This window comes from Pseudomonas sp. NS1(2017), from assembly GCF_002269425.1.
GTDB classification, from domain to species: domain Bacteria; phylum Pseudomonadota; class Gammaproteobacteria; order Pseudomonadales; family Pseudomonadaceae; genus Aquipseudomonas; species Aquipseudomonas reactans.
In genome coordinates, this window is sequence record NZ_CP022960.1 from 5,412,488 (window position 1) to 5,426,612 (window position 14,125).

13 protein-coding genes are annotated in these 14,125 nt (G+C 61.7%); 9 read left to right on the forward strand and 4 right to left on the reverse strand.

The features are described from left to right. Positions 1-4: 4 nt before the first annotated feature. The 3 genes from CI807_RS25230 to CI807_RS25240 form a co-directional block, all read right to left on the reverse strand. Positions 5-337 carry a hypothetical protein gene (locus tag CI807_RS25230; protein WP_256578623.1) on the reverse strand — a complete coding sequence of 111 codons (333 nt, stop codon included), beginning with the start codon at positions 335-337 and terminating at the stop codon, positions 5-7. A gap of 51 nt (positions 338-388) precedes the next feature. Beyond that, a complete protein-coding gene (locus CI807_RS25235; RefSeq protein WP_095016701.1) occupies positions 389-1,126 on the reverse strand; it encodes a hypothetical protein in 738 nt (245 codons plus the stop codon). Between the two features lie 223 nt (positions 1,127-1,349). Then, positions 1,350-2,849, reverse strand: coding sequence for a CoA-acylating methylmalonate-semialdehyde dehydrogenase (locus CI807_RS25240; RefSeq protein ID WP_095017625.1), 1,500 nt, complete (start codon positions 2,847-2,849; stop codon positions 1,350-1,352). A gap of 109 nt (positions 2,850-2,958) precedes the next feature. On the opposite strand from CI807_RS25240, the gene CI807_RS25245 reads away from it, so the two are divergent. The 5 genes from CI807_RS25245 to CI807_RS25265 all read left to right on the forward strand — a co-directional run bounded on the left by CI807_RS25245 (position 2,959) and on the right by CI807_RS25265 (position 7,077). After that, positions 2,959-3,900 carry a LysR family transcriptional regulator gene (locus tag CI807_RS25245; protein WP_095016702.1) on the forward strand — a complete coding sequence of 314 codons (942 nt, stop codon included), beginning with the start codon at positions 2,959-2,961 and terminating at the stop codon, positions 3,898-3,900. Positions 3,901-4,027: 127 nt separating this feature from the next. Continuing rightward, on the forward strand, positions 4,028-4,291 hold the full coding sequence (locus CI807_RS25250) for a hypothetical protein (RefSeq protein ID WP_218168643.1): 264 nt from the start codon (positions 4,028-4,030) through the stop codon (positions 4,289-4,291). An 85-nt stretch (positions 4,292-4,376) separates the two neighbouring features. After that, positions 4,377-5,321: an ornithine cyclodeaminase family protein gene (locus tag CI807_RS25255; RefSeq protein ID WP_095016704.1), complete on the forward strand. Its 945-nt coding sequence runs from the start codon at positions 4,377-4,379 to the stop codon at positions 5,319-5,321. Beyond that, positions 5,318-6,451 carry an FAD-binding oxidoreductase gene (locus tag CI807_RS25260; protein WP_095016705.1) on the forward strand — a complete coding sequence of 378 codons (1,134 nt, stop codon included), beginning with the start codon at positions 5,318-5,320 and terminating at the stop codon, positions 6,449-6,451. Before CI807_RS25255 ends, CI807_RS25260 begins: the two co-directional genes overlap by 4 nt. Continuing rightward, entirely contained in the window at positions 6,451-7,077 is a 627-nt protein-coding gene (locus CI807_RS25265) for a transcriptional regulator (protein WP_016978348.1), read from the forward strand. Before CI807_RS25260 ends, CI807_RS25265 begins: the two co-directional genes overlap by 1 nt. 120 nt (positions 7,078-7,197) lie before the next feature. Here the strand turns inward: CI807_RS25265 and CI807_RS25270 are convergent, their stop codons facing one another. Further along, entirely contained in the window at positions 7,198-7,974 is a 777-nt protein-coding gene (locus CI807_RS25270; protein WP_095016706.1) for an ABC transporter substrate-binding protein, read from the reverse strand. 263 nt (positions 7,975-8,237) lie between these two features. Here CI807_RS25270 and CI807_RS25275 point away from each other — a divergent pair, with 263 nt between their 5' ends. The 4 genes from CI807_RS25275 (at position 8,238) to CI807_RS25290 (ending at position 14,123) form a co-directional block, all read left to right on the forward strand. Beyond that, complete coding sequence (locus tag CI807_RS25275; RefSeq protein ID WP_095016707.1) at positions 8,238-9,938, forward strand: AMP-binding protein; 1,701 nt, start codon at positions 8,238-8,240, stop codon at positions 9,936-9,938. Between the two features lie 150 nt (positions 9,939-10,088). After that, positions 10,089-10,544, forward strand: coding sequence for a (2Fe-2S)-binding protein (locus CI807_RS25280; RefSeq protein ID WP_033903091.1), 456 nt, complete (start codon positions 10,089-10,091; stop codon positions 10,542-10,544). Next, positions 10,544-12,763 (forward strand): xanthine dehydrogenase family protein molybdopterin-binding subunit, encoded by a 2,220-nt coding sequence (locus CI807_RS25285; protein ID WP_095016708.1) that lies wholly within the window; start codon positions 10,544-10,546, stop codon positions 12,761-12,763. The genes CI807_RS25280 and CI807_RS25285 overlap by 1 nt, the downstream gene beginning before the upstream one ends. 16 nt (positions 12,764-12,779) lie before the next feature. Beyond that, positions 12,780-14,123 (forward strand): cytochrome c, encoded by a 1,344-nt coding sequence (locus tag CI807_RS25290; protein WP_095016709.1) that lies wholly within the window; start codon positions 12,780-12,782, stop codon positions 14,121-14,123. Positions 14,124-14,125 lie beyond the last annotated feature (2 nt).

A 14,125-nucleotide genomic window follows, 5' to 3' on the forward strand; every position in this document is an offset into this window, starting at 1 on the left:
ACGATCAAAAAATGTAACAGCTGCTACGGTCTTCATTCTCATAGCGCCACGACTGGATAACGCCCTCACCCGAGACGAGCACAGAGTACCGACAGTCGCGGATCCAGGTCACGAAGTAGCGCTGGCTGTCACCCTCCTTCACAACCTGGTCATAGACCTTTTTCTTGTTGACCGGGGACCAATAGGAATCGCCACAGCCGCGGCTGCAATCATCATAGAGATGGGCATCGAAGCGCGTGCCGACAAACGCGTTCCTGACGCCCGTCCATGCCGAGTGAGACGGCGCACAGCCCGCCAGCAACGTGGCTAACAAGGCGGCACCCATGAGTGTTTTCAAAGCGTTCTCCAATGGACGGGGGCAGGGATCCATTCCATACCGGGAAGTCATTTATCGTGACGCAGGGCTGGTTTCATCTTCTTTATAAGCCGAAATCAGCATGTAGAGGGCGACCAGCAACAAGTAAACGAGCGTCAGGACAGCCAACCAGAAAACGCCGTATCGGGCCATATACGCGTCGAGGCCAATGACATCCTCAGATACTCGAACCTGTGCCACGCCATCGCTGTAGCCGATGTGTACGTCTTTCTCCCTGAGCGTCTCCAGATCACCTTGAAAATAAACCCAGATCCTGTAGACGCCGTTTTGCACAATCGCCGGAATCTCCACGCTGCTCATCAAATCCGGTTTGAGGGTATCTATGCGTGAATCGTCCCTGATCTGAACGACGCCTTTCGCTGGCAGTTTGACGTGGACCTCCTTGATCACCTTGCTGCCGGTATTCCTGAGCGTAATCAAAAGCCTGACAGGGTAATTGTCGGGCCCGCTTTCGAACGGCGCATCGAATAAAGCCAGATAGGGTGCCTGGCTGAGGTCAACGATCTTATTGATCTGTTCATGGTTGAGCGCACCGTTGCCGGCATTCTTGATGTCGTCATACAGACGCGTGTACTTGAGGTGCTCAGAAATAGTTCCGAAGCGCTCAGTGAATAGACGTGGCGCACTGTCGTACTGGTAGGAAAGATCAGCCTCGAGTTTGTTGTCGTCCTTGAAAACCATATATATGCTCAGGATTGACAGCAGTGCCCCCGGCAAGGCCAGCAATACTCCGAATTTTACCCAGCTCAACGTGGCATTTCCCTATTGATTGACTTGACTGTGTTCGCTCGCTGGGTGAGCGTGCCAAGTTCCTCTAAGTAGAGCAAGCGAAGTCAAGACTTGTGCCCGTTCCTGACGCCAATGTGGGAGCTGGCTTGCCTGCGATAGCGGTGTATCAGAACCAAAAAGGTTGACTGACACTCCGCTATCGCGGGCAAGCCCGCTCCCACAGTTGACCGCGTACTGGCTTGAGTTATTTGGAGACGGGCATGGCGAATTCGGCACCCTGCTCAATACTCTCCGACCACCGCTGCATGATCGACTTCTGCTTGGTGTAGAAGCGCACGCCTTCCGTGCCGTACGCATGCATATCGCCAAACAAGCTCTTCTTCCAGCCACCAAACCCATGCCAGGCCATCGGCACCGGGATCGGCACGTTGATGCCGACCATGCCCACTTCAATCCGCCGCGCAAATTCACGGGCGATGTTGCCGTCGCGGGTAAAGCAGCTCACGCCGTTGCCGAACTCGTGATCGTTGACCAGCTTGATGGCCTCGGCGAAGTCATTCACACGCACACAGGCCAGCACCGGGCCGAAGATTTCTTCGCGGTAGATGCTCATTTCTTTGGTCACATGGTCGAACAGCGTCGCGCCCAGCCAGAAGCCGTTTTCCAGCCCCGCTTCAGTGGGCACGTAGTCACGCCCATCCAACAGCAATTGTGCGCCAGCCTGCACGCCTTGTTCGATGTAGCCGCTGATGCGTTCCAGCGCCGCGCGGGACACGATCGGACCCATCTCGGCTTTCAAATCACGACCGTCGGTGATGCGCAGTTGCTTGGCGCGTTCGGTCAGGGCGGCGATGACTTTGTCGCCCACATCGCCTACCAGCACCGCTACGGAGATGGCCATGCAGCGCTCGCCGGCACTGCCGTAGGCGGCGCCCATCAGGGCGTCGACGGTTTTTTCGATGTCGGCGTCAGGCATTACAACCATGTGGTTTTTCGCACCGCCCAGGCCTTGCACGCGCTTGCCGTTACGGGCGCCTGTTTCGTAGATGTATTGGGCGATTGGGGTCGAGCCAACGAAGCTCAGGGCCTTGACGTCCGGGTGTTCGATCAGCGCGTCCACCGACTCCTTATCGCCTTGAACCACGTTGAACACACCTTTTGGCAAGCCGGCTTCACGCAGCAGTTCGGCCATGAACAGCGAGGCGCTTGGGTCAGTCGGGCTTGGCTTGAGAATGAAGGTGTTACCCGCTGCGATGGCGATCGGGTACATCCACATCGGCACCATCACCGGGAAGTTGAACGGCGTGACGCCGGCCACAACGCCCAGGGGCTGGCGCATCGTCCAGTTGTCCATGCCACGGGAAACCTGGTCGGAATGCTCGCCCTTGAGCAGGTTGGGGATGCCACAGGCAAATTCGAGAATGTCGATGCCACGGTCGACTTCGCCCTGGGCGTCGGTGAAAACCTTGCCGTGTTCAGCGACGATGATGCGCGCCAGGTCGTCCTTGCGTTCGCGCAGCAGGTGCAGGTATTCGAAGAGCACGCGGGCGCGGCGGATCGGCGGCGTATCGGCCCAACCGGCGAACGCGGCCTGGGCGGCGGCAACGGCTTCGGACACGGTCTGGCGGCTGGCCAGGGCAACGCGTCCGGTCTTTTCGCCGGTGGCCGGGTTGAAGACATCCTGATAGCGATCATCGCGGGACACGCGTTGGTCGTTGATGTAGTGCTCGATTGTCGTTGTCATGGCAGTAGATCCCAGGTGGGTAGCGTTGGCGATCACGATAGGCTTTCGCTTTGTTCCAAACCAGAGCAGAATCCAGAACTTATTGTCCATAAACGCGAACAATACCAACATGGAAAAGGCTGAGATCGAAGGGCTTTGGACCCATATCCACTGGCTGTCGGTGTTGGAGGAACAAGGCACCTACACCGCTGCTGCCGTGCGCCTGGGCGTGAGCAAGTCCGCCATGAGCCAGCGTATTTCCGACTTGGAAAAGGCCACCGGCACGCGGCTGGTGACGCGCACCACGCGCAGTGTCAGGTTGACCGATGCAGGGCTGTCGTTGACCCGCGAAGTGCGCAGCGCTTATGAACAGATCGCCCGCAGCTTCTCGTCAGTGCGTGATTCGGTCGGGGAAATTCGCGGGCTGGTGCGGCTGACAGCGCCTGTCGCGTTCGCCCGTCAGCAACTGGTGCCGCATCTGTCGGAATTTTTGCAGCAGTACCCGCAGGTGCGTATCCAATTGGACGTCTCGGATGCCCTGAGTTCACTGGCCGCCGAGGGCTACGACCTGGCCGTGCGCCACGGTTTCCAGGTGCCGGAAACCCATGTGGCCTGGAAGCTGTGCGACACCGGCTCGGTGCTGGTCGCCACCCAGGATTACCTGCAACGCCACGGCGAACCGCGCGAACCCGGTGAGCTGTCCGCCCACAACTGTCTGTTCTACCCACGCGGCACCGACCAGCCGGCCTGGACCTTCGAACGCGGCACTAAACACGTCGAACGCCTCACCGTGCCCATCGCCGGCAGCTTCGCCACCAACAACAGCGAAGCCTTGCGTGACTCGGCGCTCAACCACCTGGGCATCGCCCTGCTGCCGGACTTCAGCGCCCATGCCGCCCTTTCCAGCGGCAAATTGGTGCAGGTGCTCAAGGGCTGGACGCTCAAGGGGGCGTTTGCCGATGAGATCTATTTGATCAGACCGTACTCGCCGCATGTGCCGAAGGCGGTGAGTGAGCTGGTCAGTTACTTGAAGGGGAAATTGTCCGGCGGGTTTCAATACAAAACCCACTAATGGCCTGATGAAATCAATTAGAAGTGGATCTTTTTCTGGAACCAATTGAACCGTAGGATTCTCTTGCGGCCACAACACTCCAGGCCGTTGCAGCTCAAGGGCTCCCCTGCGGGAAGTGTTGATCATCATGAACTGGAACATCGTCCCCTCCACCGCCTTTCAAACCACCGCAGCGGTGATGTCCGCCATTGCCTTGCTCGGCTGCCAACCGCCGACGCGGGCTGACTTCATCAAGTACCCGTCATTGCAGCAGCGCTGGACGATGATCTGCGATCCGCGCAGCAACCTTGCCGAGGCAAATGTGCAGGGCTGCCAGAATTTCCATGAGTGGCAAGCAGCCAGCCGGGAACCGGTGCTGGGCAATCTGATGAATCAGAACCTGGGCAAGTGAGGCACCAGCATTTTTTCTCGCGGGATATTGCTCAGCAGAACTAAAAGTCCATAATGGACAAATTAGTTTATCTGCGGAGACAACGATGTCCAGCACACCTCATGTGATCCATCACGCCCAGGCCCGCGAGCTGCTCAGCCAGATCGATGTTCCGCAGATCCTGCGCAAGCTGTTCCGCGACCTGGCGAACGAGCAAGCGGTGCAGCCAGCGCAGCAACTGGTGGAGTTCCCGCAAGCGGCGGGCGACTTCATCAACTACCTGGGCGTGCTGGCCGAGGATGGGGTGTACGGAGTCAAGACTTCGCCCTATATCGTGCGTGAACAAGGCCCGCTGGTGACGGCGTGGACCTTGTTGATGTCGATGCAGACCGGCCAGCCCTTGCTGTTGTGCGATGCAGCCGAGCTGACCACGGCACGCACGGCCGCGACCACGGCCCTGGCAGTGGACGCATTGGCGCCGTTATCCGCGCGACGACTGGCGATCATCGGCAGTGGCAAGGTGGCCCAAGCGCACCTGCAGTATGTGAAAGGCTTCAGGGATTGGCAGAGCATCCGTGTGTTTTCACCCAGCCTGGCCAATGCATCCGCCGGGGCACTCACGCAGCTCAAAAGCCTGGATTCACGTGTAATCATCGCCAGCAGTCGCGAGGCGGCAGTGGAAGACGCCGATGTGATTCTGCTGTGCACGTCGTCGGCCGGGCCGGTGCTCGACCCGGCGCACTTGAGCAAACCGGCGCTGATCACCTCGATCAGCACCAACGCTCCGCGCGCCCATGAAGTGCCGCCACACAGCCTCAACACGATGCAGGTATTCTGCGATTATCGCCGCACCACCCCTGGCGCGGCCGGCGAAATGCTGATCGCCGCCGAACAGCACGGTTGGGACCCGCGTACCGTGGCCGGTGACCTACCCGAGTTGCTCAGCGAACAGGTACAGCGCCCGACCTACGACCGCCACGTATTCTTCCGTTCCATCGGCCTGGGCCTGGAAGACATCGCCCTGGCCAATGCCCTCTGGAGACAGCTATGAACCACGCAGACTTCATCATCATCGGCGGCGGAATTGCCGGCGCGTCCACGGGGTTCTGGTTGTCGCAGCACGGCAAAGTGTTGGTGCTGGAGCGCGAAAACCACCCGGCCTATCACTCCACTGGGCGCTCAGCCGCACTGTATACCGCCGCCTATGGCACCCCGCAGGTGCGGGCGTTGACCCTGGCCAGTCGTGAGTTTTTCGACAACCCGCCCGCCGGTTTCTGTGAACACCCGTTGCTGACGCCACGGGGCGAACTGACCGTGGATTTCATTGGCGATGCCGCCGAGTTGAACGCCCAGTACCTGAGCGCCAAAGCCACCGTGCCGCAGGTGGAGTTACTCGGCGCCGATGAAGCCTGTGGGAAGTTGCCGATCCTGCGCCGCGAAAAAGTCCACGGTGCGCTGTATGACCCCACCGCCAGCGACATCGACACCGACGCCCTGCACCAAGGCTACCTGCGTGGCATCCGCCGCAACGGCGGTGAAGTACGCACCGACAGTCATGTGCTCGGCTTGAGCCGCGACACCGACGGCACCTGGCACGTGCAAACCCAGGATTCAACCTGCACCGCCCCCGTCATCATCAACGCCGCTGGCGCTTGGGCCGACCACATCGGCGGGCTCGCCGGCGCCGCATCCATCGGCTTGCAGCCCAAGCGGCGCTCGGCGTTCATCTTCGCCGGCCCCGAAGGCGTCGACAGCCACCACTGGCCAATGCTGGTGGCGCTGGACGAATCCTTCTACATGAAGCCCGACGCCGGCATGTTCCTCGGCTCACCGGCCAACGCCGACCCGGTCGAACCTCAGGATATCCAGCCCGAAGAGCTGGACGTTGCCATGGGCATCTACCAGATCGAAGAAGCCACCACCTTGACCATCCGCCGCCCGACCCGTACCTGGGCCGGCCTGCGCAGCTTTGTGCATGACGGTGATCTGCTCTCGGGTTTCGACCCGATGATACCGGGCCTGTTTTGGGTCGCGGCACAAGGCGGCTATGGCATCCAGACCTCGCCGGCCATGGGCCAGGCCAGTGCTGCCTTGGTGCGTGGCGCGCCGCTGCCGGAGGCACTGACGCGGTTCGGCCTCGACGCTGGTATGCTCTCCCCTGCCCGCCTGGAGCCCCATTGATGAACACCGCTGAACAAGACAAGGTCATGCAGAACTTCCGTGCGATGGCCGACGCCATCGCCACGCTGTTCTTCCCCCACGCCGAAGCGGTGCTGCATGACCTGCGCTCGCAAAAAGTCGACTACATCGCCAACAACCTGTCCAAGCGCAGCATCGGTGATGACTCGGCGCTGGAGGACATGCTCGACGCTGACGTCAGCGAAGTGAACATCGGCCCATACGAAAAGCTCAACTGGGACGGCCAGAAAATCCGCAGCCTAAGCACCGTGCTGCACGACCACAAAGGTCGTCGCCTGGCGGTGCTGTGCATCAACCTGAATATCTCACTGTTCGAAAACGCCAAGGCGGCGCTGGACCTGTTTCTGTCGCCGAGCAAACTGATCCCGCAACCGGACTCGTTGTTTCGCGATGACTGGCAGGAGCGCATCAACACGTTTCTGCATGCGTGGATGCGCGAGCGCCAGTTGAGCCTGAACCTGCTGACCCGTGACCACAAGCGCGAGCTGGTGCTGGCGCTGCACGCCGAAGGGGCGTTCAAGGGCAAGAGCGCGTCGAACTATGTAGCCAACGTGCTGGGCATGGGGCGGGCGACGGTCTACAAACACCTGAAAGAGTTGAAGGGCTGATCGACTTACCTCTGTAGGAGCGAGCTTGCTCGCGAAAAAATCACCGACGACGCGTTAAGCCATAATGAACGCGTTATCGTTAGCGTTTTTCGCGAGCAAGCTCGCTCCTACAGGGGGCAATCAATCGCCGTAGATGTCGGATTTGAAGTACTGCTGCGAAATCTTCTGATACTCACCACTGGCACGAATGCCATCGATGGCGGCATTCAACTCGCCCACCAACTCCGTATTGCCCTTGCGCACCGCAATCCCTGCACCCTCGCCCACGTATTTCGGGTCCTTGAGTTCCGGGCCGACAAACGCGTAGCCCTTGCCGCGTGGCATCTGCAGGAAGTCGTTCAGGGGAATGGTGTCGGCAAAGATCGCATCCAGGCGGCCGGCCGCCAGGTCCATGTAGATCTCTTCGTTATTGCTGTAGCGCTTGACGTTGATGCCCTTGGGCTCGAACACCTCGGTGGCATACCGGTCGGTGGTCGTGGCGCGCTGCACGCCGATGGTCTTGCCCTTGAGGCTAGCGTATTGGTCATCCACCACGGCGCCTTCCTTCATCACCAAACGCGATGACGTGAAGTAGTACTTGTGGGTGAAATCCACCGACTTCTTGCGGTCTTCGTTGATGGTCATGGACGACAGGGCCATGTCGATTTTCTTCACCTTGAGGGAGGGAATCAGACCGTCGAACTCACCTTCTACCCACACACACTTGACCTTCATCTGCGCGCACAACGCGTTGCCGATGTCGTAGTCGAAGCCGACGATCTTGCCCTCTTGCGTCTTGGACGCAAATGGCGGGTAAGCCGCCTCGATGCCGATGCGCAGGGTTTTCTCGGCGGCCACCAAGTGGCTGGACGCAAGCAGGCCAAAGGCCAGGGCGGTAATGAGGGCGCGTTTCTTCATGAGGATGTTCTCGCAAGTTGTTGTTGGTTTTGGCAAGCCTGAAGAAAGAGAGGGAAGTGGTGCTTTTGTACTTATAATTCCATATTGGACTTTTACGTCTTGATCGTCAATCACACCGCTTGACGGTTCAACACCCATGACTTTTTTGCACAACGCACCGGTGTTTTTGAGCGTTCTGCTCTGATTTCTGCGTGCCTATACTCGGTCCAGCCTCTCGGTTCAGCCGGGGGAAAGTCCCACAACAATAATTAAGGACAGCCACCATGACCCAGCCCTTCCTGGCCGCTCGGGATTTTCTGCTCGCTCACCGCACCGACTACGCCACCGCCGTACGGGATTTTCGCTGGCCGCAGTTGGACGAATTCAACTGGGCCCTGGACTATTTCGACACGATGGCCGAGGGCAACTCGGCGGATGCGCTGTGGATCGTCGAGGAAGACGGCAGCGAACAGCGCTATAGCTTCCAGCAACTGGCCACGCGCTCCAATCAGGTGGCCAACCACCTGCGCGCCCTCGGCGTGCGCCGGGGTGATCGTGTGTTGTTGATGCTCGGCAATGATGTGGCGTTGTGGGACACCATGCTCGCCGCGTTCAAGCTTGGGGCGGTGGTCATCCCCGCCACAGCGTTGCTGAACCCCGATGACCTGCGCGACCGCATCGAGCGCGGGCAGGTTCGTCACCTGGTGGTGGGTGAAGCTCATGTGCACAAGTTCGCCGGGCTGGCGGACGGTTGCAGCCGCGTCTGCGTGGGGTCTGCGCCTGCCGGCTGGGTCGCGCACAACGCGGCCTTTGAACACCCTGAACAGTTCGAGGCCGAAGGCCGCACCCTGGCCACCGACCCGATGTTGCTGTACTTCACGTCCGGCACCACGTCCAAGCCGAAGATGGTGCTGCACAGCCACCAGAGCTACCCCGTCGGCCACCTGTCGACCATGTACTGGATCGGCCTGCAACCGGGCGATCTGCACCTGAATATCTCGTCACCGGGCTGGGCCAAGCACGCATGGAGTTGCCTGTTCGCACCGTGGAACGCCGGCGCGTGCATCTTTATCCATAACGTCGCACGGTTCAGCGCGCCGGCCCTGCTCAGTGCCTTGGAACGCTACGGCGTGACCAGCCTGTGTGCGCCGCCCACGGTATGGCGCATGCTGATCCAGGAGGATCTCGCCAGCTACAAATCACGCCTGAGCCTGCGCGAACTGGTCGGCGCCGGCGAGCCGCTGAACCCGGAAATCATCGAACAGATCCAGCATGCCTGGGGCCTGCCGTTGCGTGATGGCTTCGGCCAATCGGAAACCACCGCGCTGGTGGGCAACACCCCCGGCCAGTTGCTCAAGCCCGGTTCCATGGGTCGCCCGTTGCCGGGTTATCAGGTTGCGCTGCTCGACCCGGACGGCATTCCCGGCAACGAAGGCGAAGTCGCCCTGCCCCTCGACGTGCGTCCGCTCGGCCTGATGCTGTGCTATGAAGACAGCCCGGAGAAAACCGCCGAGGTCATGCGTGACGGCTACTACCGCACCGGCGACACCGCGCAGATCGACGCCGACGGCTACATCACCTTCGTCGGTCGCGCCGACGATGTGTTCAAGGCCTCCGACTACCGCATCAGCCCATTCGAACTGGAAAGCGCCTTGATCGAACACCCGGCGGTCATGGAAGTGGCCGTAGTGCCGAGCCCCGACCCGTTGCGCCTGGCGGTGCCCAAGGCGTTCCTGATCCTGGCCCACGGCGAACCGGGCAGTGCCGAGCTTGCCCGGCACATCCTCGCCTTCGCCCGTGAGCATTTGGCGCCCTACAAACGTGTGCGACGTATCGAATTCGTCACCGAACTGCCCAAGACCATTTCCGGGAAAATCCGTCGGGTAGAACTGCGCCAGATGGAAGTGTTGCGGCGTCAAGGTGACGCTCGGGGTGAGCATGAACACTTCGAGGAGGACTTCGTGCGGCCCACGGCCGAATCCTAGTCGCACAATCCTGTTGAATACTTGCCTGATCCTCCGACTTATCGACTAACGGATAGATAGCCCTTGCGCACTGGTCTAGAGTTCGTCGATAAGCGGCCAGTGCATTGACTATTAAAAAGGCCGCACCTACCGTTGATCAGCAGGTGAGCCATGGAATTACGAATCAACCAAAAGGCCTATCAGGTCGATGCCGATGCGGACACGCCCTTGTTGTGGGTGATCCGCGATGACCTGGGCCTGACCGGCACCAAGTACGGCTGCGGCCTGGCCCAGTGCGGCGCCTGTTCGGTGCTGGTGGACGGCAATGTGGTGCGCTCCTGCGTCACGCCAGTGGCCGCCTTGGTCGGGCGTGAGATCACCACCATCGAAGCAATTGAAACCGATGAAGTGGGCAAGCGCGTGGTTGCGACCTGGGTCGAGCATCAGGTGGCGCAATGCGGGTATTGCCAGTCCGGGCAGGTAATGGCGGCCACTGCGCTGCTCAAGCACACCCCCGCGCCCAGCAAGGCGCAGATCGACGCGGCGATGATCAACCTGTGCCGCTGCGGCACCTATAACGCCATCCACGCGGCGGTCGACGCCCTGGCCAAGCAGGAGGGCGCTTGATGAGTATTCTCGACGAACTGCTTGATGCACCGGTCAACCTGTCGCGTCGCCGCTTTCTGGCGAGTACGGCGGTGGGCGCGCTGGTGATTGGCTTTGGCCTGCCCCTGGGCTCGGGCCGGGTGCAAGCCGCCACCGCTGCTGAACGTGGCACCCAGGTGCCGGCGTTCCTGGAGATTCGCCCGGACGGCACGGTGCGCCTGCTCAGCCCGTTCATGGAAGGCGGACAAGGCACCCACACCGCCATGGCGCAGATCGTCGGCGAAGAGTTGGATGCCGACCCCGCCACCTTTATCGTCGAAGCCGCCCCGCCCGGCGAAGCCTATGTGGTGATGGAGAACGGCCTGCGCATTACCGGCGGCAGCATGTCGGTGCGCATGAGCTACCCGACCATGCGCCGCCTCGGCGCCCTTGCCCGCGCGATGTTGCTGCAAGCTGGCGCTAAACAATTGGGCGTGCCGGTCGGCGAACTGACCACCCAGCCAGGCCGCGTGGTGCATGCGGCGTCCGGTCGTTCGCTGGGGTATGGCGAGCTGGCCAGTAGCGCCCTCGACATGCCTGTGCCCGATCCATCCAGCATCACCCTGCGCGACCCGAGCCAATTCCGCTGGATCGGCAAGCCGGTCAAGCGCCTGGACGCCTACGACAAATCCACCGGCAAGGCGCTCTACAGCATCGACCTGAAAGTCGACAACATGCTTCACGCCGCCGTCCAGCACGCGCCACGCCTGGGCATGACCGTCGGCAGCCTGCGCAACCAGCCGCAGGTCGAAGGCATGAAAGGCGTACATTCGGTGCACGTGCTGCCTGGCGCGGTGGCGGTGGTGGCGGAACGTTGGTGGCACGCCAAGCGTGCGGTTGAAGCGATCCAGGTCGACTGGCAGGAAGCGGCCGCCGACTCGACATTGCGCGTCATGCCGGCGGACTTCTCCAGCGACAAGCACTTCGAGTTCCTCGCTGCCCAGCAAGGCCCGGCCCGCGACGACGAGAACGAAGGTGACGTTGCCGCCGCGCTGAAAGGTGGCAAGACCCAGCTCGAGGCGACGTATCACAACCAATACCTCAACCACGGCCAACTGGAGCCGCCGTCAGCCCTGGCGCGCTTCAACCCGGATGGCAGCCTGGACATCTGGCTGCCCAACCAGGCGCCGGACATGTTCCGCGCCGACATCGCCAAGCGCACCGGCCTCGACCCTGCGCAAATCAACCTGCATTCGCCGTTACTCGGTGGCTTTTTCGGCCGGCACTTCCTGTATGACTCGGCCAACCCCTACCCGCAGGCCATTGCATTGGCCAAGGCGGTGGGCCGTCCGGTCAAGCTGATCTGGAGTCGCGAAGAAGAGTTCTTGCGCGATGTGCTGCGCCCCGTGGCGGTGGTCAAGTTCCGCGCCGCGCTGGATGACAAAGGCCTGCCAGTCGCCATTGAAGCCGTCAGTGCGACCGAAGGCCCGACCGAAGCCCTCGCCGGCAAACAGGGCGATAAAATCGACCCCACGGCGGTTGAAGGGTTATCGGGCAAGTCCTACGCGATCCCCAACAAACGCATCGCGCAGATCTACGTCAAAGGCGCGCCGATGCTCGGTTACTGGCGCTCGGTGGGCAATTCGCTCAACGACTTTTTCTACGAGTCGTTCCTTGATGAGCTGGCGGACAAGGGCGGGCAGGATCCCTATGAGCTGCGCCTGCACCTGCTGCGCGACAACCCACGGCTGACCACGTTGCTGCAAGCGGCGGGTGAACTGTCCGGTGGCTGGAAGCGCGGCCCCTTCACCGCCGAGGACGGCAGCCGACGCGCACGCGGCGTGGCCATGGCCTCGCCGTTTGGTTCCCACACGGCAGCGATCGCTGAAGTTTCCATCGAGAACGGCAAGGTCAGGGTGCACGATATCTGGCAGGCCATCGACCCGGGCAGCATCGTCAACCCGGCGATTGTCGAGGCGCAGGTCAACGGTGCGGTGGCGTTGGGCTTGTCCCAGACCTTGCTGGAAGAAGCGGTGTACGTGGACGGCAAGCCACGGGCGCGCAACTACGACTTGTACCCGATCCTGGCGCCCGCGCAGATGGCACGGGTGCATGTACGGATAGTCGAGAGTGGCGAAAAGATGGGCGGTATCGGCGAGCCGCCGTTGCCTGCCGTGGCGCCGGCCGTGGCCAATGCGGTGGCGCAGTTGACCGGCCAGCGCGTGCGCAGCCTGCCTTTGAGCCGACACACTTTCAGCTGACCTTCAGGAAATGCCCATGAACAACCGTCGATTCGCAAGAACCGCAGGCTGGCTGGCGCTGCCCTGCCTGGTCGCCGCAGGCCTGCTGGCCTGGTACGTCACCCGTGAACCGGCTACGCCGTTCGAACAGGAACAGGCGAAAGCCACCTTCGACCCCGCCCTGGTCAGCCGTGGCGAGTACGTCGCCCGCCTCAGCGATTGCGTGGCCTGCCACAGCCTGGCGGGTAAGGCGCCGTTTGCCGGGGGCCTGGAAATGGCTACGCCGTTGGGGGCGATCCATGCTACCAACATCACACCGGACAAGCAGACCGGCATCGGCACTTACAGCCTGGCCGATTTCGACCGTGCAGTGCGCCATGGCGTAGCACCGGGCGGTCGTCGACTGTACCCGGCCATGCCCTACCCGTCCTACGTAAAACTCAGCGATGACGACATCAAAGCGCTGTATGCGTTTTTCATGCAGGGCATACAACCGGCCAACCAACCGAATATCCCCAGTGATATTCCGTGGCCGCTGAACATGCGCTGGCCCATCGCCCTGTGGAACGGCGTGTTCGCGCCCACCGCGACCTATGCAGCCAAGCCTAACCAAGATGCGCTGTGGAACCGTGGCGCGTACATCGTCCAAGGCCCCGGCCACTGCGGCAGTTGCCACACGCCGCGCGGCCTGGCCTTCAACGAAAAAGCCCTGGATGAATCCGGCACGCCGTTCCTTGCCGGCGCCTTGCTCGACGGCTGGTATGCGCCGAGCCTGCGCCAGGACCCCAACACTGGGCTGGGCCGCTGGACGGAGCCGCAGATCGTGCAGTTCCTCAAGACCGGGCGCAACGCCCATGCGGTGGTCTACGGTTCGATGACCGAGGCTTTCAACAACTCCACGCAGTTCATGCAGGACGACGACCTGGCGGCCATCGCCCGCTACCTCAAGTCATTGCCTGGCGACCCGCAGCGCGACGGCGCACCCTGGCAGTATCAGGCGGTGGCGGCGGTGCAAGACGCCCCCGGCGCCCACACCTATGCTACCCGCTGCGCCTCTTGCCACGGCCTCGACGGCAAGGGCCAGCCCGAGTGGATGCCGCCCCTGGCCGGCGCCACGTCGGCACTGGCGAAGGAAAGCGCGTCAGCGATCAACATCACCCTCAACGGCTCGCAACGCGTGGTCGCGGCCGGCGTGCCGGATGCCTACCGCATGCCGGCGTTTCGTGAGCAGTTGTCCGACGCGGAAATCGCCGAGGTACTCAGCTACGTGCGCGGTACCTGGGGCAACAACGGTGGCGCAGTTGACGCCAAAGCAGTGGGCAAGTTGCGCGGGCACACCGACCCGGCGAGCAGCAGCCCGATCATCCTGCACATGCGCTGAGA

Excerpts from the sequence above, each read along its gene's own strand:
- CI807_RS25240 (WP_095017625.1), bottom strand. The coding sequence starts at position 2,849 with ATGACAACGACAATCGAGCACTACATCAACGACCAACGCGTGTCCCGC.
- CI807_RS25245 (WP_095016702.1), top strand. The coding sequence starts at position 2,959 with ATGGAAAAGGCTGAGATCGAAGGGCTTTGGACCCATATCCACTGGCTG.
- CI807_RS25250 (WP_218168643.1), top strand. The coding sequence starts at position 4,028 with ATGAACTGGAACATCGTCCCCTCCACCGCCTTTCAAACCACCGCAGCG.
- CI807_RS25255 (WP_095016704.1), top strand. The coding sequence starts at position 4,377 with ATGTCCAGCACACCTCATGTGATCCATCACGCCCAGGCCCGCGAGCTG.
- CI807_RS25260 (WP_095016705.1), top strand. The coding sequence starts at position 5,318 with ATGAACCACGCAGACTTCATCATCATCGGCGGCGGAATTGCCGGCGCG.
- CI807_RS25265 (WP_016978348.1), top strand. The coding sequence starts at position 6,451 with ATGAACACCGCTGAACAAGACAAGGTCATGCAGAACTTCCGTGCGATG.
- CI807_RS25270 (WP_095016706.1), bottom strand. The coding sequence starts at position 7,974 with ATGAAGAAACGCGCCCTCATTACCGCCCTGGCCTTTGGCCTGCTTGCG.
- CI807_RS25275 (WP_095016707.1), top strand. The coding sequence starts at position 8,238 with ATGACCCAGCCCTTCCTGGCCGCTCGGGATTTTCTGCTCGCTCACCGC.
- CI807_RS25280 (WP_033903091.1), top strand. The coding sequence starts at position 10,089 with ATGGAATTACGAATCAACCAAAAGGCCTATCAGGTCGATGCCGATGCG.
- CI807_RS25285 (WP_095016708.1), top strand. The coding sequence starts at position 10,544 with ATGAGTATTCTCGACGAACTGCTTGATGCACCGGTCAACCTGTCGCGT.
- CI807_RS25290 (WP_095016709.1), top strand. The coding sequence starts at position 12,780 with ATGAACAACCGTCGATTCGCAAGAACCGCAGGCTGGCTGGCGCTGCCC.